The organism is Mucilaginibacter psychrotolerans (genome assembly GCF_004519315.1).
Lineage (GTDB): Bacteria > Bacteroidota > Bacteroidia > Sphingobacteriales > Sphingobacteriaceae > Mucilaginibacter > Mucilaginibacter psychrotolerans.
Genome location: NZ_SOZE01000001.1, coordinates 68,852 through 93,852, shown reverse-complemented (window position 1 = coordinate 93,852; position 25,001 = coordinate 68,852). Strand labels below are relative to the sequence as shown.

General features: G+C 44.2%; 15 protein-coding genes. 8 read left to right on the top strand and 7 right to left on the bottom strand.

Translation table 11 applies throughout. The features are described from left to right. Nucleotides 1–2 precede the first annotated feature (2 nt). Entirely contained in the window at nt 3–851 is an 849-nt protein-coding gene (locus tag E2R66_RS00420; RefSeq protein WP_133230283.1) for a substrate-binding domain-containing protein, read from the bottom strand. Between the two features lie 131 nt (nt 852–982). Beyond that, nucleotides 983–3,508, bottom strand: a complete 2,526-nt coding sequence (locus E2R66_RS00415) for a cation-translocating P-type ATPase (RefSeq protein ID WP_133230281.1) — start codon at nt 3,506–3,508, stop codon at nt 983–985. Nucleotides 3,509–3,742: 234 nt separating this feature from the next. Between E2R66_RS00415 and E2R66_RS00410 the strand changes: the two genes are divergently transcribed. The 3 genes from E2R66_RS00410 to E2R66_RS00400 are packed head-to-tail and all read left to right on the top strand — an operon-like array spanning nt 3,743 to nt 5,919. Beyond that, complete coding sequence (locus E2R66_RS00410; protein WP_133230279.1) at nt 3,743–4,228, top strand: hypothetical protein; 486 nt, start codon at nt 3,743–3,745, stop codon at nt 4,226–4,228. 8 nt (nt 4,229–4,236) lie between these two features. Continuing rightward, nucleotides 4,237–4,836: a CDP-alcohol phosphatidyltransferase family protein gene (locus tag E2R66_RS00405; RefSeq protein ID WP_240049195.1), complete on the top strand. Its 600-nt coding sequence runs from the start codon at nt 4,237–4,239 to the stop codon at nt 4,834–4,836. Nucleotides 4,837–4,848: 12 nt separating this feature from the next. After that, entirely contained in the window at nt 4,849–5,919 is a 1,071-nt protein-coding gene (locus tag E2R66_RS00400; RefSeq protein ID WP_133230278.1) for an AI-2E family transporter, read from the top strand. On the opposite strand, the gene E2R66_RS00395 is transcribed toward E2R66_RS00400, so the two are convergent. Genes E2R66_RS00395 through E2R66_RS00385 form a run of 3 tightly spaced genes read right to left on the bottom strand, consistent with a single transcriptional unit; the run spans nt 5,916 to nt 10,600 of the window. Beyond that, nucleotides 5,916–8,609 carry a cation-translocating P-type ATPase gene (locus tag E2R66_RS00395; RefSeq protein WP_240049194.1) on the bottom strand — a complete coding sequence of 898 codons (2,694 nt, stop codon included), beginning with the start codon at nt 8,607–8,609 and terminating at the stop codon, nt 5,916–5,918. The two genes, E2R66_RS00400 and E2R66_RS00395, sit on opposite strands and share 4 nt — an antisense overlap. A gap of 50 nt (nt 8,610–8,659) precedes the next feature. Continuing rightward, complete coding sequence (locus E2R66_RS00390; protein WP_133230274.1) at nt 8,660–9,508, bottom strand: universal stress protein; 849 nt, start codon at nt 9,506–9,508, stop codon at nt 8,660–8,662. A 54-nt stretch (nt 9,509–9,562) separates the two neighbouring features. Continuing rightward, on the bottom strand, nt 9,563–10,600 hold the full coding sequence (locus tag E2R66_RS00385) for a zinc-dependent alcohol dehydrogenase family protein (RefSeq protein ID WP_133230272.1): 1,038 nt from the start codon (nt 10,598–10,600) through the stop codon (nt 9,563–9,565). Between the two features lie 522 nt (nt 10,601–11,122). Between E2R66_RS00385 and E2R66_RS00380 the strand changes: the two genes are divergently transcribed. The 5 genes from E2R66_RS00380 (at nt 11,123) to E2R66_RS00360 (ending at nt 20,268) form a co-directional block, all read left to right on the top strand. Further along, nucleotides 11,123–11,854: a hypothetical protein gene (locus E2R66_RS00380; protein WP_133230270.1), complete on the top strand. Its 732-nt coding sequence runs from the start codon at nt 11,123–11,125 to the stop codon at nt 11,852–11,854. A 5-nt stretch (nt 11,855–11,859) separates the two neighbouring features. Beyond that, nucleotides 11,860–13,260, top strand: coding sequence for an RtcB family protein (locus E2R66_RS00375; RefSeq protein WP_133230268.1), 1,401 nt, complete (start codon nt 11,860–11,862; stop codon nt 13,258–13,260). Then, a complete protein-coding gene (gene prfH, locus E2R66_RS00370) occupies nt 13,260–13,874 on the top strand; it encodes a peptide chain release factor H (protein WP_133230266.1) in 615 nt (204 codons plus the stop codon). The genes E2R66_RS00375 and prfH overlap by 1 nt, the downstream gene beginning before the upstream one ends. 157 nt (nt 13,875–14,031) lie before the next feature. Further along, a complete protein-coding gene (locus tag E2R66_RS00365; protein WP_158288301.1) occupies nt 14,032–15,864 on the top strand; it encodes a glycoside hydrolase family 13 protein in 1,833 nt (610 codons plus the stop codon). Between the two features lie 273 nt (nt 15,865–16,137). Continuing rightward, a complete protein-coding gene (locus E2R66_RS00360) occupies nt 16,138–20,268 on the top strand; it encodes a hybrid sensor histidine kinase/response regulator (protein WP_133230262.1) in 4,131 nt (1,376 codons plus the stop codon). Between the two features lie 152 nt (nt 20,269–20,420). Here E2R66_RS00360 and E2R66_RS00355 read toward each other — a convergent pair whose 3' ends face one another. Together E2R66_RS00355 and E2R66_RS00350 are read right to left on the bottom strand one after the other, a co-directional pair. Further along, a complete protein-coding gene (locus tag E2R66_RS00355) occupies nt 20,421–21,587 on the bottom strand; it encodes a Wadjet anti-phage system protein JetD domain-containing protein (RefSeq protein ID WP_133230260.1) in 1,167 nt (388 codons plus the stop codon). Next, nucleotides 21,588–24,992: an ATP-binding protein gene (locus E2R66_RS00350; protein ID WP_158288300.1), complete on the bottom strand. Its 3,405-nt coding sequence runs from the start codon at nt 24,990–24,992 to the stop codon at nt 21,588–21,590. Nucleotides 24,993–25,001 lie beyond the last annotated feature (9 nt).

Below are 25,001 nucleotides of genomic sequence, written 5' to 3'. Positions count from 1 at the left end.
GCTTATTTAGGGATAATATAGTAACCGGATGTAGTAATGATCTTTTGCCCCGCCGGGCTTTTTTCAAACTGAATAAATGCGGCCACCTTATTCCATGACTTAACCGGTATGAACTGGTATAAGGGGCGCTGAAAATAGTACCGGCGTGCTGCAATCGCTTTTACATCTAAAGGCGATATCGCACGGCTTCCCGGTTTTTCCATAATCTTTAAAACTTTAACAGGCTGTTCGCTTCCGTTATTAAGTATATAACCCGCCCCTACATAGCCGATGCCTGATTTATCGCGCTTAATGCCTTCCACTATCTGGGCACTACCATTCATTTCCTTGGCATCCCGGCTAAATTGAATCTTCAGTTTTTTACCTATAAAGGAATGCGTTCCCGAATTACTTTGCCGTCCGTAAATATTAATCAGTATATCCTGCCCGGTAACCGGTTTCCATGTTTTGTATTCCCCCTTTAATACTTTAGTTAATGTCACCACATCGATTGAATCAAGTGGGAAGTTTTTATGAACGATAAAGGCTGTAGCATCCTCTGCGAAAACTACTGTTCGTATTGGGATTCCTTTAGCTTTTAAAAGGGAAACTTCTTCAGCATTTAAGGGGCGGGAAGAATTAGCAATATCGGTTTGCCCGTTAAGCAGCGAGGCAATACCTAAGCCCGAGCCACCGCCAGAGATAGCCACACTAAAATCCTGGTGGACCTTGTAAAAATTCTCGGCCAGGCTTACAGCCAAGTTAACTTCGGTGTCGGAACCCTTAACTTTGATAGATTTGTTTGCATTACTGCAAGAAATGAACAGGACGACAAATAAGCACGTTAAGTATTTTATTATGAACTTATTCATTTTGGTAAAGTAAGAAACGAATATGTTATTGATGTTAAATATTTAATACCAATGCATTCAAAATAAGTGAGGTTGATTATACACTATTTTGGTTGACATTATCGGTATTGTACTTAAAAAGTAGTTCATGGTTACTTACGATTTTTAAGCGTATTGCCGCCAGCCATTCGTTTTCGCCATTTAAAAAGTTCAAACCATATCACAGACACAATGCCTATAGCCACGCTTATTAAAAGTTCGGATAAGGTCAACGGCTCGAAACCAAAGAAACCGGCTAACGGTTTAAGATAGATAAGCGAAGCTGTAATCAACAGCGTGATGCCAATGATTAGCAACACCAGGTTGTTTTTATACCTGATGGTTGTAAACAGCGAATAGTAGAATGAACGGTTGACCAGGGTTAGAAAAATGTTAGCCGCTATCAAGCAGGCAAAAACCATGGTACGGGTCAATTGCTCATCCGCGCCTTTGCTTACGGCGTATTGGTAGGTTGCCAGCGTGCCGATAGTGATTATTAGCCCTTGTATAATACTGGTGGTGAGCTCTTTCCAATTAAAGAAAGTGGTACTGAACGGACGCGGCTTTTGCAGCATGGTATTCTTTTCCATGGGCTCATTCTCATAAATAATGGAACAGGTGGGCCCCATGATCAATTCCAGGAAAATGATATGTACAGGAGAAAAAATATTAGGGTATATCCAACCCAGCGCCAGCGGGATAAACACGGTTAATACGATAGGGATATGGATGGAAATGATGTACTGTATGGCCTTTTTCAGGTTGGTGTAGATGCGCCGACCCATGGCTATGGCATCAACCATTTTTGATAGATCATCTTCCAGCAAGATCAATGAGGCCGCCTGCTTGGCAATTTCGGTGCCTTTTTTGCCCATGGCAATGCCAATATGGGCAGCTTTTAAAGCAGGCCCGTCGTTTACACCATCACCCGTCATCGCTACTATTTCATGCTTGGCTTTTAAGGCATTAATAATCTTTAGCTTGGCATCCGGAAACATGCGGGTAAAAATATTCACGGTTTCTACTTTCTCTCCAAGCGCCTTTTCTGAAAGCTTCATGAGTTCATCTCCGTTAATACATTGCTCCGCTCCTTGAAAATCAATTTGCCGGGCAATAGCGCCGGTGGTTTCCGCATTATCGCCGGTAATGATCTTAACCGAGATACCCGCCTGATAAAACCCCTCCAACACCGCGTTTATGTTTTTCTTAGGCGGGTCATAAAAGGCGACGAGTCCTTTAAATGCAAAAGTAAATTCCTGCTGGGTACCAGGGAAGTCATTACCTGTAAAACTCGCTTCGCCCACAGCCAATATCCGGTAACCAGCTGAGGCAAGTACCTCAATTGCGCCAGCTACCTGTTCCTTTTGCGTGCTGCTTAAATGGCTAATGCTTATCAGCGCTTCGGCTGCGCCTTTAGCCGCGATGATGCGATGCCCCTTTGCATCTTCAAACAGGTGGGTCATCATAGGCGGCTTCCCCCCTAATGGATATTCGTGGATCATTTTATATGCCGGACGCTCATCCGCAAGGCCTGTTTTGGAATAGGCTTCGTGCAGGGCAATTTCCATCGGATCGAAAGGGATTGGTTCGCTGGCCCACATGGCCAATGCTATCAGTTCTTGCTCAGTACTACCCGTTATCTTTTCCGCTGCGTCAGCGATTCTATTATCTGGCAAGGTGTACACTTTCGCCAGGCTCATCTTATTCTCGGTTAAGGTGCCGGTTTTATCCGTGCATATTACAGACGCACTGCCCAGGGTCTCCACTGTTTTCATTTGCTTCACCACGATACCCATTTTCATTAGCCGCCAGGCACCAAGTGCCATAAAGGTGGTAAAGGCAACCGGGATCTCCTCGGGCAAAATGCTCATGGCCAGGGTGAGTGCTTTAATAAGACTGTCTAAAACATTAGCCGAATGCAGATAGTTAATACCCCACACAATCAGGAATACAATCACGCCGGCAATCACCATCTTTTTTACAAAATTGTTGATCTGTAGTTCCAGCGGGGTTTTCTCTTCTGTAATAGATTCCAGGCTTTTACCTATTTTTCCAAGCCGGGTTTGATTGCCTATGGCGGTTATAGTAGCGATAGCCAAACCGCTTGCTACCGTGGTACCATGAAAAATTAAATTGTCATCAGCGGCTTTATCTTTATATACCGGCATGGATTCGCCAGTGAGGATACTTTCGTTAACCGAAAAATCATTAGATTGTACAATAATCCCATCTGCGGTTATCGATGTTCCTTCTTCTACCATCAGGCTGTCGCCAAGCACAAGTTCTTCGCTTTTTATTTCTAAAACTTCTCCGTTTCTGATCACCTTACATTTCGGTTGCGAAAAATCCTTCAATTTTTCCAGCGCGTTGCGGCTTCGCGAGTCCTGGTATAAAGAAATACCCGCAACAAGCAGAATTGCTGAAGCAAGAAAAATGCCGTCGCCGGTTTTTCCGCTAACAAAGTAGATACTCGAAGTGACTAAAAGCAGTATCACCATCGGCTCTTTTGCAAGCCCTTTGAGTGCATCAATAAATCCGTTTTCCTTTTTAAACGACAAGCTGTTAGCCCCATGTTTCAGCCTTGCGGCAAGTACCTCCTTTTCACTTAACCCGGTTATGTTAAAATTATTTACTGCCATTTTTTTTGATTGATCAATGATGATTTGTGGGCCTGCTAGATGATGTCGCTACCGGAGGTAAAGTGCTAATTGAAACACCGGGAAGCTGCCGCCATACATATGCATGACGGCATCTTTTCTAACATATAAAATTGATACTTTGTTTATCAAAAATAAATGACAGGTATCACTAAAACGCTTGATAGCAATTACTTAAATAGTGTATTTAAATAGTGAACTTGGAGAAAAAAAGTCATGAACGAGACGCACATTCACCTGCTGATCACCCACCTGCCAATCGTTGGCGCTGCGCTGGGTGCATTTGTTTTAATCCATGGGATATGGACAAAAAGCAATGCTACTTTAATTGCCGCCTATAATGTTTTGATCATATCTGCTATAGGAGCTGGTATAGCTTATGCAACCGGCGAAGGTGCAGAAGAAACGGTAGAACATTTACAGGGCATATCCAAAGATGCGATAGAAGAACATGCGGAGTCGGCCTTGATTTCGTTAATTAGCTTAATGGTTACAGGTGTGGCAGCCTTAACCGGGATTTTTGTTACACTGAAAAGTCCTTCTCTAACCAGGCCTTTGGCATTGCTTACGCTTATGGCATCATTAATTGGCTTCGGGCTGATTGCTAGGACAGGTTATTTAGGCGGACAGATCAGGCATACAGAAATTGGAACGAATACGACATCGCCGGTTAAAGATGGAACCGGTAAGGATAATGATTAACCGTAACCATGCTGATCAACCCCACCCATAAACCAAGTTACTACATGGTCAATGCGATCACCTTTTACAGGTTATTAGCAGCACCGGTACTTCTGACATTATTATTCCGTAACCATCTGGCCGTTTTTAAATGGCTGCTGGCGGTTAGCTTCCTTACAGATGCCATTGACGGCTACCTTGCCCGCCGATATAAAGTTACCAGCGTCTTCGGTTCCATCCTGGATTCTGTTTCAGACGACCTGACCATCGCGGTGGCAATTTTCGGTATAACTTTAGTGAACCCGGATTTTCTGCGGAAAGAATTGGTGTTGATAGTAGTACAAGTATTGCTTTTTATAACCCAAATCTGTTTTGCATTGATCCGTTATCGTAAAATCAGTAGTTTTCATACCTACCTGGCCAAATTTGTTACTGTTTTCCAGGGCATATTCCTGGTACTTTTTTATTGGCTGCCCGCACCTGTTTATGTACTGTTTTATTGGGTATCAGCGTTAACCATCCTCGACTTATTGGAGGAGATCGCGCTCGTCCTTATTATCCCCAAATGGGAAACCGATATAAAAGGCCTATATTGGGTAATTAAAAAACGTGCATTACAAAAAGCATAAAAACTGTACCCCATGGTAAAAGAAATGCCGGCGACCGTAAAGCGGTCCATTGAACTCATAGGTCTGTTTGTTTTAGGAACCATCATAGTGGCGGGAAACACGGTCATCATGCCGTTGTTGATGGCATTTTTCTTCAGCCTGGTACTTTTACCCGTCTTTCGCTTTTTCAGGAAATTAAAAGTACCTGAAGCGATTGCGGTTTTTTTACCGATATTATTATTGGCGATTATCCTGGCGTTGATCATTTGGCTGTTCTCCAGCCAGATTGGTGCTCTGTTAGATGATTTTCCGCAGATTCAACGCACTGTTGCCAAACATTTGGACAATTTAAGCATCTGGATCAGCAAGTCGTTTGGATACTCGCCGGCAGAACAGGTGAAATTTATTAACGTGCAGAGCAAGAAACTATTCAGTTCACTCGGCGGAGTTTTGAGCGGCGCAGCGGGGTCATTGTCGGGCGTTGCCATCTTTATAGGATTATTGCCCATTTACATCTACCTGATAATGCTGTACAGGAACCTTTTTTTAAAATTCCTGTTGATGTGGTTTAAAAAAGAGGACTATCAAAATGTGGAGCAAGCTGTAAGGCAAACTGAAAAAATGATTAAGAGCTACCTGCTGGGCTTGCTGATACAGATTACGTATATCATTATCCTGTTAGGCGGTGCCTTGTGGCTTTTCGGCATCCAAAATGCCTTACTCATCGGCATCATCTTCGCTTTTCTAAACCTTATCCCTTACCTGGGTGCCCTCATAGGCAATATCCTGGGCGTGTTGCTCACCCTTGCTTCATCAGATAGCATGGCAGATGTACTGATTGTGTTGGGAGCTATTACGGCGGTGCAGTTTCTCGACAATAATATCCTGATGCCGCGGATCGTAGGTTCGCAGGTAAAAATCAACCCGCTTGTATCCATTGTGGGTATAATCATTGGCGGGGTTATGGCGGGGCTTTCGGGCATGTTTCTCGCTATGCCGGTGCTGTCTATTTTGAAGATCGTGTTTGATCGTAGCGAAAATTATAAGCAATGGGGCGTGTTGCTGGGCGATGAACGGCCGGTAAAAAACGAGATGCAGGTTTAGCCCCTTCGGCTCTTCATTTTCTGAACGGCTTTGACGGCCTGGAAGACAAGCAATGGCAGCAGGCTGGCAACTGTAGCGACTGCCCATAATGTAAATGAAAGTACCGATAGCCCTAAAACTAAACGCATACCGGGCACAGCGAATACCATTATTGTAAGCCCACTGCAGATCAACATAGCTATCCATACCCATTTGTTCCGGGTAATTTCATTATTTATAAAACCTTCGCCATCCGATGACATGTTGAACACATGAAATAACTGGGCGAAGGTTAGCGTGATAAAAGCGATATTGTTGCAGATACGATCATCGCTATGCAGTACTTCTTTGCAATAAACAACTGCAATGACCACCGCCGAGGTGATAGAAGCCGAGTATAAGGCGATAATCAGCCATTTTTTGTTGGTGATGATATTCTTTTCGGGGGCTCTTGGCGGTCTCAACATCACCGTTTTATCGCCTGTACCCAAGCCTAAGGCCAATGCCGGGAAGATGTCAGTAACCATGTTAAGGAACAATATCTGTAACGGCAACAAGGTAGCGCCCGGTATTGCTACGCCCAATATCGTCACAATAAATATCTCGCTCAGATTGCACGATACCAGGTACACGACAAACTTTTGGATGTTCTGAAAAATCTCCCGACCATGGGCCACCGCCTGGGCAATGGATGTAAAAGAATCATCTTTCAAAATAATACTCGCGGTTTCTTTGGCTACCTGCGTTCCCCTAATGCCCATGGCAATACCCACATCTGCTTTCTTTAATGCCGGTGCATCGTTTACACCGTCGCCCGTCATGGCAACTATTGATCCCGCCTTTTGAAAAACATCCGCTATTTCCAGTTTTTGTTTGGGGGAGGCCCTGGCAAAAACAGCTGTTTCCAAAATACGTTGCCGCCATGCTTTTGTTAATAGTTCTGTTTGGGGCAGCTCCTTTCCGGTAATCACCGCATCGTCGCCCTCATCTATCAAGCCTACCTTTCGGGCAATATTTAATGCTGTTTGCGGATGGTCGCCGGTGATCATCACCACTTTAATGCCCGCTTTTCTACAACTCAGGATAGCTCCTTTGATGTCCAACCGGGGTGGGTCAAGAAAGCCGGCCATTCCAATATACACCAGCTCATTCAAATAATTATGCGTATCAAACCCTTCACCCATCCGGTAAGCAAATGCCAATACCCGCAGCCCGCCGGCGGCCATTTTTTCCGATTTCAGCAAGATGGCTTTGCGAGATTCGCTATCAAGTTTTTTGATGAGCGCCCCCGACTGTAATTTGGTGCATTTCTCCAGCAAGTTTTCAACAGAGCCTTTGGCCGCCACAAAATAGCCCGACGGTATTTGATGCAAGGTGCCCATCATCATGATCTCCGAACTAAAGGGTACTTCTGCAACACGCACATACTGCTTTATTAAAGCGCGTGTATCTAAACCGGCAGCAATGGCCATTTGTATTAACGCAACTTCTACCGGGTCACCACTAAACAGGGCTTGTTTAGCACTTTTGTCTTCCGTTTCAACAACGGCATCGTTGCATAAAATACCGGCTAATAATAGCTTATCAAAATTTTCGGCGCTTAGCTTAACTGCTCCGTCGGGGAAGTTTAAATGATTCTTTTCTACTTGTACTTTGATTGTTTCATCCGGAAACGCCAACGTATCTGCATGTATCTTGTTCTCGGTTAGGGTGCCCGTTTTGTCCGTCAGGATAACCCCGGTGCTGCCCAGCGTTTCAACAGCAGACAGATTTTTTACTACAGCGTTACGCCTGGCCATCAATAACATGCCGTAGGACAACGCAATCGTTGCAACAATAGGCAATCCTTCGGGTATAGCGGCTACTGCCAACGCAATGGATGTTTCTATGATAGTTAGTAAAGCTTTGCCCTGAATAAAGCCGGTTACCGCAAATATGGCGGTCATTACAAGAGTGATCCAGATCAGTTTCCGGGTCAATCTGTTGAGCTTCTTATCCAGAGGTGTTGATGTATCGGCAGAACTTTCTACCAGGGAGGTAATGGTACCTAATTGCGTATTGGCTGCAATACCCGTAATCACCATTTTGCCGTTCCCGTTAATAACCGATGTGCCTTTAAAAACCATGTTATGCTGGTCGCCAACAACGGTATCTGCTTTTAATGCTGCAATAGTTTTATCCGAAGGAAGAGATTCGCCGGTAAGTGACGATTCATCGCATTGTAAGCGGTTGACCGCAACCAAGCGGCCGTCTGCAGGGATAATATCTCCGGCTTCCAGCGGAATGAGATCGCCGGGGACTAGTTGTTCTGACGGGATCGATCTGGATTTGCCACCACGGATAACCTTTGCCAGGATGACATCCATTTTTTTTAATGCATTCATGGAACTGCGTGCCTGAAACTCCATAAAAAAACCGATCAGGGCGTTAATCAAGATGACGGCCAAAATGGCTGTCGTTTCTAAAATATCCTTGAAGTAAAGTGAAACAGCAGCCCCAACTATCAGCAGGTAAACAATAGGGCTTTTGAACTGTAAGAGCAGTATCAGCCACAAGCTTTTTTGTTTTTGAGTTTTGTAGCTATTAGGGCCGTAGGCACGGCCCCGCTTTTCGGCCTCATGATGGGAGATGCCTTCAACAGTATTGGTTTGTATCAGCTTTACAACTTCTTCAACAGCTAATGAAAAAGGCTTTTTTAAAGGGTATTTCATCAGCATGTTGAAATTGGTTTTATTACCTGCAATCAAGGAAACAGAAATAATTAGCTTTTACTCGCCTTATTTTTATTGAAGGTGAGTAAAGGAATTTTTCCGTAAAAAGAGTATTCTTCGGCATTGGAAGGAAAAAATAATTTTTCAAACATAGATCTTGACTGATGAGTGAACAGAACCAAAACAGAGGGTTTGCTAATTTTAACAGCATGATCTATATCCTGAAGCAAGGCATTGGTAATATCCCTTTGAGGATTTAGTATAGTCACTTTATAATCCGTTTTTTTCTGTAGTGTCGCCTCTACCAATTCCTTGTCAAAAGCAAATTCCGAGGGATAGGCAATATGCATCATCTCTACAGTAGCATGAATAGGCCGGGCAAAATCTACAACCTTTTTAAGTTCGTTTTCATAATCCGTCATATCCGATGCGTACAGAACGTGTTTTAACTCCTTTAAATGGTAGCCGCTTGGTATGCATAAAACAGGTACGGGAGAACTGCTGATCAATTTAGCGGTATGCGTGCCAAACATTTTTGTAAGGGCACCGGCACCCCGTGTACTGATACAGATATAAGAACAATTGTGCTTTCCGGCGTAATCTATGACCCCATCTACCACGTCGATATTAGATACCAGCGCTAATTGGTGGTTAATTTCGGGTTCATCAATATCATGATAGATACCGGCAATAAAAGACGATAGTTCTTCCGTTGTTTTTTCTCTAAAGCTATCGCCATACTCCGCAAATGCATGCTCGGTCCACGTGAACGGTTTTAAAAGATGATACACGTGAAGAATGATCAATTCCGCTTTACGCAGTTTGGCCAGTTTAATGGCAAAACGGATGGCGGCTTTTGAATTGGTAGACTGATCTGTTGTAACAAGTATCTTTTCCATAATATGACTGGTGCTTAAATCGTTATAGGACTACAATAATTACAGGGCTGGTGATCAGGAACTCAAAATCACTTTCAATGCTTTCTCTTTGGCTGCATTGCCAAACGTATCGTATGCATCCACAATTTGGTCTAACCTGAAATGATGCGTGATCAATTTAGCGGGTTCTATTTTTTTCGATTGTATTGTTTTCAATAACATTGGTGAAGTTACGGTGTCAACCAGCCTAGTCGTGATCGTAATGTTTTTCGACCATAAGCTTTCCAGGTGCAAACACACACTCTTCCCATGAACGCCAATATTAGCAATGTGACCACCCGGGGCTATAATTTCCTGGCATAACTCAAACGTTTCCGGAATACCTACCGCTTCAATGGCTACATCAACCCCGATATGATCAGTTAATTGCATCACCTTTTCAACTACATTTTCGGCAATGCTATTGATCGTATGTGTAGCACCGAATTTTTCAGCCACCTCCAGGCGATTTTCATCCTGGTCTATCATTATTATTTCTGCGGGCGTATAAAATTGTGCAGTAAGTAAAGTGGCAATGCCAATGGGCCCTGCACCTACAATGGCAACGATGTCGCCTGGTTTCACTTGCCCGTTCAACACACCGCATTCAAAGCCGGTTGGTAAAATATCGCTCAACATAACTAAAGCTTCTTCATCAGCACCGGCCGGGATAGGGTAAAGACTATTATCAGCATGGGGGATCCTTACATATTCAGCCTGGGTACCATCAATCAAATGACCCAATATCCATCCACCATCCGTACAATGAGAATACATGCCTTTTTTACAATAATTACATTTGCCGCAGGAGGTTATGCAGGATATAATTACGTGATCGCCTGGTTTAAAATTGGCAACCCCGGTGCCCACTTCTTCAACAATACCCACACCTTCATGCCCGATGATCCTGCCATCAGTCACCTCCGGAACATCGCCTTTCATAATGTGCAGGTCGGTACCGCAGATTGTAGTTTTTAGGATTTTGATGATGGCATCACCCGGTGATACGATAGTTGGTTTGGGTTTTTCTTCCCAGGATTTTTGACCTGGCCCATGGTAAACTAATGCTTTCATGTTTCTGGTATTAACGCTGTGCTGATAACTACAAACCTGCTATTAATCTTTTTATTTAAGATGCTGACTATCAGTAAAAAAAATGACACACGTCACTATTGATCGATGTAAACATTAACCATGATATTGAACGGCGGGCACGCCAACTGGAAACCGGGAACAGGCATGATGTTCCGGTAAATATTTTTACCGGTTTTAGAACTCCATGACTACACTTTTTTTTGATAATCAAATAAAATTCTATATTTGCACCCAATTCCTGATTTGTTAACCTTTTAAATATCAAGGAATCATGACAGAGCAACGCTACATATCGCCCCTTTCGCTCATTGCCCATTAGGTAGGCAAACAATATGCTTTTTTATTGAATTAAGTTATGCCCTTTTTTGGCTATGCTTATTGTTTTTGCCTGCCGAATTAATTTATTGGGTTTTTATTGAGCGCACTCAAGAGGGTATATCCTTACTCAAGGACGAAATAGAGATCCAATAACATTTCAAAACACCATTAACTGCAAGTGTGATGAACACACAGGAATGGCCGCGCTGTATTAAATCGGCGCGGCAAAAAAGGCGGCTCGTAAAAACCGACAGGGATAAACAACTGATACAGCTTTACAAAAGGCGCTGGGCATTGTGGCTACAACGCGCACAACTACCCCCGGTAGCGCTTGCAGAGCCTTATCAGAGCGGGTGGATGCGCTTTTTCGTGTTGCGCGATGACATTAAGCGCGGCCCGAAGGCTGAGTTTTATGAGACTTTGCTGGCGAAGATAAACACCGTTGAATGTCATCATGATAAATCGTTCAAACGGAAAAAGCGGCGCAAGGGGCGATACATTTACAAAGCGAAGGAACAAAAGCTACGTGAACTTGATCTATATGATTGGTATCATTCAAAACCAATACTAACAGAACGTGAAAGAGTTTGCTTTATCCGCGTAGAGAGCTATAATGTTAAGGCGCGTAGTTTACAGGTCAGATATGTGTTTACTGAACCCTGGCGTTACGTGCTTAAAATAGCCCCGTATATCATAACGCACAAAAAAGCGCTTGATGTAGATATAGAAGCGGAGCTGGCATATATAGCTGATCGTATCGATAGCAATTATCTCGAACCACGTCTAAATCGCTTAACCCGCGGTCGATGTTTTCGCTGCAGGGATGATTTTAAAGAGCCCGCCAAATACATTAACAAATTTAAAAACATACCAAAGTATGCTCATAAAGAAGCATACCTGGAATTAGAAACATAACCCACATGGGCAATTTAAGAACAAAAGATTTAAGTAAAATAGGTTACCATAACGATCAGCTGCGAAGCCTGGTTATCGGTATTGCCTCTAAAAATTTCAAGCACCACAGTAAGCAGCAATTGCTGGATTTGCTGGTGAATATTATGAACAACCCGGAAGCATTTCTGGATGATGAATTAACAAGTAAAATAGCCGAAAAGGTAATCGGTAAAACGGATGCACCGTTGTTTAAAACATTTGAATTGCGCGATGAACCGGTGTATTGTAAAACTTATGGCGCAAAGGGCATTGAACAATCGGCCAAAAAGCAAATGGAGCTGGCCAACCTGCTTCCCGTGAGTGTGCAGGGTGCTTTAATGCCTGATGCACACATGGGTTTTGGTTTGCCCATTGGTGGCGTGCTTGCTACAGATAACGCGATAATTCCTTACGCAGTAGGTATGGATATTGGCTGCCGCATGGCGCTATCCGTTATCGACGAAAGCGATGGTTTTTTGAAACGGTTTGAATACCAGATTAAACAAGCGTTAAAAAATCATACCCATTTTGGTATGGAAGGCGGCTTGGATGTAAGACAGGAGCATGAGGTGCTGGATAGTCCGGTATTTAATGAGATCTCATTTTTGAAACCGTTGCGTAGTAAGGCCGTAAGGCAGTTGGGCACATCGGGTAATGGCAACCACTTTGTGGAATTTGGCGAGATAGAACTTTTGGCCGGTAATACATTAGGCTTACCTGCTAAAAAATACACGGCTTTGTTAACGCATTCAGGCAGCCGTGGATTAGGTTCGGCCATAGCCAGGCATTACACGCAAATAGCCATGAATACCTGTAAACTTCCGCGCCACGCACAGCAATTGGCCTGGCTGGATATGAACAGCGAGACTGGCCAGGAATACTGGTTAACGATGAATCTGGCGGGTGATTATGCCAAAGCCTGTCACGAGCGCATACACGATAACCTGTTACAGGCTTTAGGCTTGAAGGCGCTGCACGTGGTAGAGAACCACCACAACTTTGCCTGGAAAGATCAGTTGGCTGATGGCCGGAATGTAATTATCCACCGTAAAGGTGCTACACCGGCACATAAAGGTGAATTGGGTATTATTCCCGGCAGTATGACTACGCCCGCTTACCTGGTATCGGGCAAAGGTATCGGTGATGCTTTGTACTCCGCGTCGCACGGGGCGGGCAGGGCCATAAGCAGGCAAAAGGCCAAGGATAGTATGACGGTATCGGCTATGAAAAAAATGCTGACCAATGCGGGTGTAACCTTAATTGGCGGCACGGTTGAAGAGAACCCCTTAGCCTATAAGGATATTGAAACAGTGATTGCTGCGCAGCATGATCTGGTCGAAATTCAGGGCAAGTTTTATCCACGCATCGTTAGAATGAATAAGGAGTAATGATGAAAAAGATGATACAAATCACCTCAGGCAAAGGCCCGGCAGAATGCTGCCGGGTTGTAGCCTGTGTACAAAGCCTGATGATGAAACAGGCCAGGCAACAGGGCATTCAAATTGAAGTACTGGAAAATAAAGCCGGCGAATTAAACGGCACCTTACTATCTGCAACAATGATGGCCACGGGCGATAACGTGGATGCATTTGTAAAGGAATGGACCGGCACTATACAATGGATAGCGCAAAGCCCCTATCGTAAATATTATAAACGCAAGAACTGGTTTGTAGGCGTGGCCGTTTTTGATGTGAAAGAATTGATGCAATGGAACCCTAAAGATGTAAAACTGGAAACCTGCCGCTCATCGGGACCGGGTGGACAAAACGTAAATAAGGTTGAAACTGCTGTGCGCGGCGTTCACCTCCCTTCGGGATTGCATGTTATGGCCATGGATACGCGCTCACAGTTGGAAAACAAAAAGCTATGTTTAGCCAGGCTGCAAGCTAAAGTAATGGTTTGGCACACCGAGCAACTTATAGAACAACAACAAAGCCAGTGGCAGGAACATAACGCTTTAGAGCGGGGAAACCCTGTTAAAACCATCAGGGCGACAATGTAAACAAGAGCGTAAAATAACCGGATTTTTTCGGAGATTCTCCATCAAAAGCCGTCAGATTATTCTGGCGGCTTTTTTTATGACTAATTGGGCGGGCAACAATATTACTTATATTTGAAACGGGCACCGCCCGGCAATTATTAACCCGTTCATGCCCGTCATGAACAAAACCACTATTATGCTCATCTGCCTGTTCGCCGCTTTTGCCTCAGAGGGACAAAACCCTGCAACGCCTTTTGATAAAGCGCCCGAATGGAGCAAGAGTGCTATCTGGTACCAGATATTCCCCGAACGTTTCCGCAACGGCGGTAGCAGGAACAACCCGAGGCCGCAGGATATCAGCATCCCACCCATGGGGCAAATCGCCCCGGAGGGTTGGGCCGTAAACCAGTGGACAGAGGACTGGTACGGGCAGCAAGGCTGGGAATTGAACCGCAGCTTTAACGACAACATGTACTATCGCCGATACGGTGGCGACCTGCAGGGTGTTTTGGATAAACTGGACTACCTGCAAAACCTCGGCGTGACGGCCCTCTTCATGAATCCGCTGAACGATGCGCCCTCGGCACATAAATATGATGCCCGCAATTATCACCATATCGACGTTAACTTTGGACCCGACCCGGACGGCGACATCAAACTCATCGCTACTGAAAACCCCGCCGACCCCGCAACCTGGAAATGGACTGCTGCCGATAAGCTGTTCCTGAAATTGGTGCGCGAGGTGCACCGCCGCGGTATGCGTTTGATTATGGATTACTCATGGAACCACACCGGCGTAATGTTTTGGGCCTGGCAGCATGTGCTGAAGAACCAATCGCAGTCGGCCTATAAGGATTGGTACGAGATACGCTCCTTTGATGATGCCAATAATCCCGGGAATGAATTTGCTTATACGGGCTGGGTGGGTGTTGCCAGCCTGCCCGAGATACGCAAGGTTGATATTACCACCCATCGCCAAAACGGCCAGCCTTACGAGGGGAACATCAACGAAGGGGCCAAAAAACACATCTTCGCGGTAACGCAGCGCTGGTTGGCACCTAACGGCAAGGCCGCCGATGGTATCGATGGCTTCCGCCTGGATGTTGCCGACCAAATAGGGCTTGGTTTTTGGCGGGATTTTCGCAAGAAAGTGCGCAGCATAAAACCCGATGCTTATTTAGTGGGCGAAATTTGGTGGGACAACTGGCCCGATAAACTGATGGACGCAACGCCCTACACACAGGGCGACGTATTTGATGCCGTGATGTTTTACCACGCCTACCGCCCGGCACGATACTTCTTTGCCAAAACCGATTTCCCGCTGGATGCCGCGCAGTTGAGGAACGAATTGGAACATGAATGGAGCCGCCTCCCAGAAGATAAGCGATACGCCATGATGAACGTATCCAGCACGCATGATACCCCACGCCTGCTCACCGATTTTTACAACGCCAATAAGTATAAGTTCCAGGCAAACCCGCGCGAAAACCCTTATTACCGCACCGGCAAGCCCGACGAGGAGACCTATAAGCGCCTGCGCCTGTACCTGGTGCACCTGTTTACCAGCATTGGCGCCCCACAAATTTGGAACGGCGAAGAAATGGGCATGTGGGGTGCCGACGACCCCGACCCGCGCAAACCCCTCTGGTGGGCCGATTACCAATTTGCAGACGAAACACGCAACAACCTGCAGCCTGGCGACAAGCAGTACGACCAGGTAGGTTTTAACCAGCAACAATTCGATTGGTATAAAAAGCTCATAGCCATACGCAAGGATAACCAGGTGCTGGTAAACGGCAAAATAGAATTTATTGTGGCCGAAGGCCATACCCTGGTATACAGGAGATACGACGAGCTAAACGAAGTGCTGGTATTTTTTAACCTGGAGGAGGGGGCAATCAACTTTCCGCTGCGCGAAGGCACGGTATATAAGACCTTATTAAATGATAGCGCCATCAGCGGTATGCTGCACCTGGAACCATTGGAGGCTGCTATTTTGATGAAGCGGTAGTATATCGTAGTAGTATATAAACCTGGGTATTGATAAGGGATGTAAAAAAGCAACATACTCCGCACTGGAATATTAATTGCAACAAATTTACGCTGTCGCCGTATCAATGCATATCAGGCTATACCAATAAAAATTAGGAAGATCCTGAAAAAAAACCAATTATCTCCCCCATAACCGGTATTTTTATTTTGTTGATGTAAGTTGTTTTGGCTATTGCTTGCGGTGTTACATTTAAAATAATTTGCAAGCAAATCACTAAACTAGTAAGAAAAAATGCAGCGTATATTTCTCTTTATAATGTACTTATGCCTGCTTGTTCCCGGTTTGGCATTCGCGCAAGCTGCAGGGTTCAAATTTAAACAACTTGGCACCAACGATGGCCTTTCGCAAAGCCATGTGTGCACCATTATTAAAGATAGCCGTGGCTTTATGTGGTTTGGAACCGAAGATGGTTTGAACAAATATGATGGTTATCAATTCACTCATTACAAGCACGACCAAAGCAACAAAGCCTCCATTATCGACAATTATGTATTATCTTTAATGGAGGATGGAGACCATAATTTATGGATAGGCACAGCAAGCGGCCTGGATAGATTTAACCGGGCTAAAAACACCTTTACCCACTACACCAACCATTTAACCTTCGCCGTCCAGTCTATCTTTTTAGATCACAAAAAACGAATCTGGCTGGGTGCCAGCCAAGGCCTGTACCTGTTAAATGCGGCGAATGACTCATTTAAGCAATTCACCCAAGCCGATAAACAAGCAAATGGCTTAGCCCATGTTTTTATCTCTCAAATCACCCAGGATAATACCGGCTGGCTGTGGATAGCAACTGATGATGGCTTATACCATTTCAATCCGCAGAACGGTAAATCCATTCGCTATGCGCATGATGATGCAGACCAAAACAGTATTGGCTCCAGTTGGATAAAGGCCGTTTACAAAGATAGCAAAGGCAATATCTGGGCTGGTACGCATGGCGCCGGGCTTGCATTATATCAGCCAAAAACCAATTCGTTTATCAATTTTAAGCACAACCCCAATAACAGCAACAGCATCGGCTTTAACGATATCCTTACCCTAATGGAAGGCACCGACGGTAAACTATGGGTTGGCACCGAGAACGGCGGGCTGAGCGTGTTTGATTATCCGGCCAATAAGTTTGTCACTTATAAGTTCGATGCAAATGACCGTTCCAGCCTCAGCAACAACTCCGTTTATTCTTTATATAAAGATAACAGCGGCAATACCTGGATTGGCACTTACGCCGGCGGCGTAAATTTTTTGCCACGGTTTGGCGATAAATTCATCTCCTACAGCCAAAACCCAAACAATGCAAATAGTTTAAGTAATAACAATGTGCTCTCCATCTCCGGGGATGAAACTGACGACAACATTTGGATCGGTACCGATGGTGGCGGGCTCAACTTATTTAACCGCAGGAAAAAAACCTTTGTGCGTTACGCGCATAACAACAATAACCCAAATACTATTAGCAATAATTTTGTAACGGCTATAGTCCCTATTGATAAAAACCTGATGGGCATTGGCTATCACAATGGCGGGTTTGATCTGTTTGATAAAAAAAGGGGCACGTTTACGCACCATATGCCGCAGCCAAATAATCCGCAAAGCCTGTCGCTGTCTGATGTGAGTAACATTTGCAAAAGTCGCGATGGCAATTTATGGATAGGTACCTGGAAAGGGGGCATTAACCATTACAATGTTAAAACCGGTGTATTTACGCGCTATCAAAATAAGCCCGGAGATAAAAACAGCATAGCCAGCGATATCAGTAATACCATATTTGAGGATACGCGGGGCAATGTATGGGTGGGTACAGATAAGGGTGTGGATATGCTGAACCCCAAAACCGGCCGTTTTACCCACTATGAACACGATGAGGGCAATAAGCGCAGCCTATCAAACAATACCGTAGAGTCTATTGCCGAGGCGGGCAACGGCGATATGTGGGTGGGCACCAACGGTGGCGGGCTTAACTATTTAAACAGGCGTACCCAAACCTTTACCGTGTACACCGAAAAAGATGGCTTACCCAATAATGTGATCTTTAATATTTTAAAAGATCGCACAGGCAATTTATGGCTAAGCACCAATAAGGGCGTTGCCCGGTTTAACCCGCAAACCAAATCTGTTCGTAATTATGGCATGTCTGATGGTTTGCAGGGCGATGAATTTAAAGGCCACTCGAGCTTTCAAACCAGGGATGGAGAAATATTTTTTGGCGGCGTAAACGGATTCAGCACTTTTTATCCCGACAGCCTGCAAGACAATAACTTTATCCCACCGGTATATGTAACCGGCTTGCAGATATTTAATAAAGACGTAATTGCGGGCGGTAAAAACTCACCGCTTCAGCAGGATATTGCCGAAACAGAAACGCTCAACCTGTCTTACAAACAATCTGTATTCACCTTTGCATTTGCAGCCCTTAATTATAACCACCCCGAAAAAAACCAATACGCCTATAAGCTGGAAAACTTCGATAAAGACTGGAACCATGTGGGTACCAAGCGCACAGCTACTTACACCAACCTCGACCCCGGCTACTACACGTTCAGGGTCAAGGCTTCCAATAACGATGGCAAATGGAACGACCAGGGCACTGCAATCGATATCTACATTAAACCACCGTTTTGGCTCACCTGGTGGTTTAAGTTAGCCGCAGGTTTACTTTTTGTTTTTAGCGGTCCCGCGTTTTATTTTTTTCGTACAAATACCATCAAAAAACAAAAAAGCGTACTGGAGCAACAGGTTAAACTACGTACAGAACAGTTGGCGCGCGCTATCGAAGTTGAAAAAAAATCGGTGCTCGCTGCCGAAGAAGCCAACCGTGCTAAAAGTATATTCCTCGCTACCATGAGCCACGAGATCCGCACGCCCATGAACGGCGTGATAGGGATGGCTTCCCTGCTTGCCGAGACGCCTTTAAATGAAGAACAGCTAACCTTTACCGAATCTATACAAACCTGTGGCGAAGACCTGCTTAAGGTGATCAATGATATCCTGGATTTTTCTAAGATAGAATCGGGCAATATGGATCTGGAGGAGAAAGACTTTAGCCTGCGCACCTGTATCGAGGAAGTTTTTGATGTTTTTGCTTTAAAAGCAGCGGGCTCCAACCTCGACCTGGTTTATCAGATAGACTACGATGTGCCGCCACAAATTATCGGCGATGGTTTAAGGCTTCGCCAAATCCTGATCAATTTAATAAGTAACGCTATCAAGTTTACCCAAAAGGGCGAAATCTACGTAGCAGTACATCTAACGGGCATTGCAGCGGATGGCCGCATCGAAATAGGCTTCGAGATAAAGGATACCGGCATTGGCATTTCTGCCGATAAGCTGCACCGTTTGTTTAAGGCGTTTTCGCAGGTAGATTCATCTACCACACGGCAATATGGCGGCACCGGGCTTGGCCTGGTGATAAGCGAACAGCTGGTGAAATTAATGGGCGGCAAAATTAATGTTGAAAGCGAAATTGGCAAAGGCAGCACCTTCCGCTTTTCCATTTTTGTGCAACAAAGCCTTCAGGCAGATCAAACCAATGGAAACACCACAATGAGTGGTTTCGAAAACAGCAAAATTTTGATTGTTGATGATAACGCCACCAACAGCAAAATTTTAAAAGGCCAGCTGGAGCATTGGCAGCTAAGCCCCGTGGTAGTAAACTCGGGCGAAGAGGCACTTAGCCTGTTAGCACAGCATAACGATTTTAAGCTGGTTATTACCGATATGCAAATGCCCTCTATGGATGGCATTGAACTGGCCACTTTAATACGGCATCAATACCCCGCTTTACCCATTATGCTTTTAAGCTCGATAGGCTATATTTTGCATAAAGATAATCCGGGCCTTTTTTGTGCCATATTAACCAAACCCGCCAAACAACGTAATTTATACACACACATTTTAAAAGAACTTAGCCGGCAAACAGGTACTGCCACTAATGAAAACCTGCAGGCCGACCTGCAGAAGCCAAAACTGCCCGATAATTTTTCTGAAAAGCACCCGCTGCGTATTCTGGTTGCAGAGGATAACCAGATGAACCAAAAGCTAATTTTGAAGGTATTGAGCAAGTTAGGATACGAAGCCGATTTGGCAACAGACGGCCTCGAAGCCCTGGAAAAGGTGAATAAAAAAACGTTCGACGTGATTTTAATGGATGTGCAAATGCCCAAAATGGACGGGCTGGAGGCCACCCAAATCATCAAAAAACGTTTCCCTACCCGGCCCTACATCATTGCCATGACAGCCAACGCCCTGCAAACCGACTTACAAACCTGTATGGATGCCGGCATGGACGATTATATCAGCAAACCATTCAAACTCGATGACCTGGTGAGTAAGCTGGAAAAATGGGCATTGGCGGGGTAGCGGGGGCAATAGGGGTAATGGCATAGGTATTTGTTGCCGCCGTAAACATGCTCCCGGAACCGGCCAAAGACCGTCAGTGGCTGTATTAGTTATATTAATAATCAGTATATCAATTTAATGGGGGAACATAAATTTGCAATATCTAACCTTATTTACAGAATGATTTTCCTCAATTCCTGGTCGATATAATACTGCGTTATTTTTTCCTGCTCCAATCTGTTCTTATCTGGCTGCAATTTGATAAAGGCATATAATTCAGCTTCAGCAGTACTTAAAAGGCTTAATCGTTCCGATGTATTTCGTTCGCCTTGTGCTGCATATGGCTCGAAAGTGTCATATGTTAATCTGTCCATCATCACGCTCTTCGTGGATGGATAATAGCTGCGCAGTTGGTGCAATATCTGAAAGCCATGCTCGTCAATGTCTCCCCAGTAATAGATATTTTTACCGGCGAGCCATTCACTGTTCTTCAAATAGCTCACATTAAAACCGCCTCCGCTCCATACAGCGATAGTTGACTTCAAAAACGGCAAGGTCAGGAAGTTCATTTTGTTCTCGGCAATTAGAACATAATCGCAATCAAATACCGTTTTTTCAAAATCGGATAATCGAATGCTGACATCCATTATATCTTTATGAAGTGCTAATCTTTCGTCCAGTATCCGGATACGGACCAACGGCTCATCATGCTTTAGAAAGTAGCGTTCGGCAAACCGCTTTTGATCTTTGTTCCGAATATGGTCCGGGATAAGAAAGTCAAGCAGGGATTGAACAACGGCCGTGTTATCTTCAATGAATTTGGTATGTACCTGGATTGGTAATTGTCGTAGGTAAAGATTAGGTCGGGGACTGATTAAAAAATATTTGCAAACTTGGATTATATCCAGCCAGTTTTTATCAGCGACGGTTAACAGCGTTACATGATTTACTATCCACCCCTTTAAGTGAGGAAAGCTTCCAGAAAGCAATTCATAATTCCGCTGAAATAGTTTCCATTCCTTTTTTTTTGCAATAAAGTGTAAGTAATCGTCCGCAGTTTCAAATTCAATGCTGTCCGGCAAATCATGTGGCCCACTTCTCCGAAAATTTCGGCCCGCTGTTTTGATAAGATAACCGTTACCTATTTCATTTTTCGACTCCCTATATAGCAATTCTATTTCCTGTTGGAGGGTTTCAAATTGACGGGTAATCTGTCCGGGCTTTACCTTTCCAATCCGATCTATTTGTCTAGGAAAGAAATTCTCGTTGGCAATATAACTTTGTAAAAAAGGCTTCCACCACTTGAGGGCTTGCAGTTTTATTTCTTCCGGGCTGATCATTTAAGATGCTTGATTAGCTAAAGTTTGAAACAAACTATTATGTTTTGCCTTTTCCAACAAGTATTCCTCTTTAGTAAAATTGCGGACCTGCGAGTTGTTGCCGTCCTTGTTGCTGATAAAGTGAAAAGAATTTGCATGACCTTCAATGATGTGTATCTTTTGTAGTGGGGTCACAATGAGTAATTGCAGGTTCAACTTCTTGAAAAGCTCCAGACCGTAGCGTGTGCTTTCATCGCTTCCCCTTCCAAAAGCCTCATCAATAACCACAAATCGGAAGCTGCGGCTCTTGCTTTCTCCGAATTGTAATCCGAACTGATAGGCAAGGGCACTAGCTAATATCGTGTATGCCAACTTTTCCTTCTGACCGCCGCTTTTACCGCCCGAACCTTCATAAAATTCCTTTTCCGAATCATCTTCCAAATATTTTTCACTGGCATTAAACTCGAACCATTCCCTCACATCGGTGACCATACTAGTCCATTCTTTATCGCTGCCGTCGGCACTCGCAAAACGATCTAAAATCCTCTTCACCTGTTCGTATTTATCTTCTGTGTACAGATCCGCATTGTTGCTGAAAGAATGGATATAACACTTTTTCAATTCCTCTTTAAATAAACGGACATCCTTATTAGGTGTACTGTCCATCAATATCTCGATATAAGTTCCCTGGGCGGTATTGTAAACAATCTCCCGAAGGTGCTGATTAATGGTTTTTATTTTTTGCCGGATATCTTTTTCATGTTTTTCCAACTGGCTGTCAAAAACGGCGATGCTGTTGATAGTGTTTTTATTTAATTCTTCCTTGAACCGGTCTTCGTGACGTTTTAAATCTTCGGATACCAGTTTTTCAAACTTACCGATATACTCGGCCCGGGCTTCAATACTCTCACCGATTTCACTGTACTCTGCTTTAGAGTGCTCCTTGATCTCGCGCATCCTTCTTTCAATGCCGGAACGCAACGTACTCAATTTATGACGCATCTTTTTCAATTCGCCCGTGTCTCCTTCGAACAGTTTTTTAAATTGATCCTGTTGCCTGTCAATCGTCGACAAACGTAAAGCCTTATCAAGAAGTTTTTCTTCAATAACGGGAAAGTAAAGTTCTCGTTGCCGGTTTTCAAGCTGGCTGATAAGTTCGTCGGTATCCTGCAATGTCCTTTCATGGCCTTTGATGACTTCCTGTAGTCTTCCAATTTCCTGATTCTTGTCTGTTTCCTTCTGTTTGGCCTGGTCGATTAGGGCTATTACTTCTTCTTTCTTTTGCTGAAGCAGAGCTAGTGTATTGTTATTATTCAGCAATTCGTGACGTTCTTCTTCCAGTTGGTGTATTTTTAACGCTGGATACTGCCAGTTGATGCGACTGTATTCTTTCAGAAAAAGCAGCTGACTGATTACCGCCTTCAAATCAGAAGATTCCTGTTGCGCCTTTTCGATAGCGTACCGTTGGGATTTAAGCGAGTGGATTTCACGCTCCAAGCCACTGATCACTTCTTCCAGTGCCTTGATTTTTTCCACATTGCTCCAACCCAAGATATAATTGCGGCGGTCGTTTATTTTGCTTCGGTCGTCTTTGGTATGCCTTATTTTTCCACTCTTGATTAACCCCTGCTGGGTAATGCCATAGGACACATGCTGTAATTCGGTGACATCCACGCAGCTATAGTCCCCGAACATACGGCGAAGGTAGTTTTCCAGCCAGTCGTAAAATGCTGTGTCAGGTTTGATATCAACTTTATAAACGATGCTACTATTATCCAACTGCCTGGTCAGCCGGTTAAAGTTTTCGATGTCAGCTTCGAGGTAAGTCAGCTTGATTCCCCGGCCATCCCGGCTCCGCAAAAAATTATCATTTACATATTTACTTGTACTCCGGTAATGCTGCTTGGGCACCAGCATACTGATACCTGTTTCGTGCAGCAGTTTCTCAATCGCCCCCTCCCATTCCCCCTCATTTTCGTTAACCTGTAAAAGCTCGCCTATAAAAGGAATGTCCTCTTCACTTATCCTTAAATCTTCGCACAATTGTGTTCTGAAGCCTACAAGCCATCCGGGAATTTGTGTTTGTCTAGCCTTCAGCGATTGCAATTCTTTTTGTTCCACCTGTAAATCGGTTTCATGCTTACGCAGTTCGCTCATGACGTTATCTCTCTGCTGCTGGAGCTCGGCTTCCTTTTTTTCACTTGAATCCTGCATGGCCTTAGCCTGCCTTATATTATCATGAAAGTCTTTTTCATCAAGTACTTCGCCTAAGCCGCATTGGTTGGCCAACCTTGCATAGTCGTCAAAATCATTTCTCCGGTCGGTCTTTTCTTTTTCCAACTGCTTGATTTCAGTGGCTATTTGCTCCAGCCGTTTGCCTCCATTATTATCAATATCCTGCAAAATCCCTAATTTCCGGTTTTCTAATTCCTCCTTTTCGTCGGCCAATATTCTTTGCACCCTAGTGGCTTTCTGCAATTCTTCACCTTTTTCTTCGATTGCCGTCTTCAATAGTTCCTGCTTCTGCAACGCAAACCAGGCGGGTATCACTTCCAACATTGCTTCGATATTTTCGATATCTCTATTGACGTTACCATATTCGATGGATGATTCGGTCAGGGGCTTTAATATCTGAAATTGCTCTCTTGAATTGACAACCGCAGCGTGGGCCTTATTTAAGTCGTCAAAACGCTTCAGCAAAGCAGCGATTTGTTCTTTGACATCGGTTCGTTCCAGCATTTGTTCCCTGACAAAATCAGTTAAGCTACTTACTGATTTCATAGATACTGTTTGGTAGAAAAGATCTATCGCCTTGTCGCTGTTCATACCAAACAGACGCCGAAAATGCTCACTGTACTTACTGAAGTTATCATCAAATAATTGAATACCCTCGGTATTGCGTAACCTTTTCCGGAGATCCGTTATATCAGTAAATCCACTAAAATGACGAGCAATCGTCAAAGGTAATGTTCCGATGATTAGTAATTTTTCTACTTTACCTTCCTTACCAATCCAGAATACCTGAGACAAACATATATTTTCATCATAGCCACTATTGTAGAAATTACCGGTGATTACAGTATAGGTATTATCATCCGGGCGTAAATAAATACGCTTTGCTACCTTGGTGATTTCTTCCTTTTCCTTTTTATACTCACCTTTTACATAGCTCAGTAAATTCCGCTCTTTCCCTTCAGCACCAGCAGCTTTATTAAAAACAATTTTATTGTGGGGTACTAGCAGACAGGTAAGCGCATCGACCAAAGTAGACTTGCCTGAGCCAATATCTCCTGTTAGCAAAGCGTTGTATCCCCCTGGATGAATTTGCCAACGTACTTTATTAAATGTACCCCAATTCAATACTTCGAGATATTGTAGACGAAAACCAGCAATATTTGAGACTGTATCTGCTATTAATTCTTCCATGTATGACAT

Coding starts and splice junctions, on each gene's coding strand:
- E2R66_RS00365 (WP_158288301.1), top strand. CDS start 14,032: ATGAACAAAACCACTATTATGCTCATCTGCCTGTTCGCCGCTTTTGCC.
- E2R66_RS00405 (WP_240049195.1), top strand. CDS start 4,237: ATGCTGATCAACCCCACCCATAAACCAAGTTACTACATGGTCAATGCG.
- E2R66_RS00410 (WP_133230279.1), top strand. CDS start 3,743: ATGAACGAGACGCACATTCACCTGCTGATCACCCACCTGCCAATCGTT.
- E2R66_RS00355 (WP_133230260.1), bottom strand. CDS start 21,587: ATGATCAGCCCGGAAGAAATAAAACTGCAAGCCCTCAAGTGGTGGAAG.
- E2R66_RS00360 (WP_133230262.1), top strand. CDS start 16,138: ATGCAGCGTATATTTCTCTTTATAATGTACTTATGCCTGCTTGTTCCC.
- prfH (WP_133230266.1), top strand. CDS start 13,260: ATGATGAAAAAGATGATACAAATCACCTCAGGCAAAGGCCCGGCAGAA.
- E2R66_RS00390 (WP_133230274.1), bottom strand. CDS start 9,508: ATGGAAAAGATACTTGTTACAACAGATCAGTCTACCAATTCAAAAGCC.
- E2R66_RS00415 (WP_133230281.1), bottom strand. CDS start 3,508: ATGGCAGTAAATAATTTTAACATAACCGGGTTAAGTGAAAAGGAGGTA.
- E2R66_RS00395 (WP_240049194.1), bottom strand. CDS start 8,609: ATGAAATACCCTTTAAAAAAGCCTTTTTCATTAGCTGTTGAAGAAGTT.
- E2R66_RS00350 (WP_158288300.1), bottom strand. CDS start 24,992: ATGGAAGAATTAATAGCAGATACAGTCTCAAATATTGCTGGTTTTCGT.
- E2R66_RS00385 (WP_133230272.1), bottom strand. CDS start 10,600: ATGAAAGCATTAGTTTACCATGGGCCAGGTCAAAAATCCTGGGAAGAA.
- E2R66_RS00380 (WP_133230270.1), top strand. CDS start 11,123: ATGAACACACAGGAATGGCCGCGCTGTATTAAATCGGCGCGGCAAAAA.
- E2R66_RS00420 (WP_133230283.1), bottom strand. CDS start 851: ATGAATAAGTTCATAATAAAATACTTAACGTGCTTATTTGTCGTCCTG.
- E2R66_RS00400 (WP_133230278.1), top strand. CDS start 4,849: ATGGTAAAAGAAATGCCGGCGACCGTAAAGCGGTCCATTGAACTCATA.
- E2R66_RS00375 (WP_133230268.1), top strand. CDS start 11,860: ATGGGCAATTTAAGAACAAAAGATTTAAGTAAAATAGGTTACCATAAC.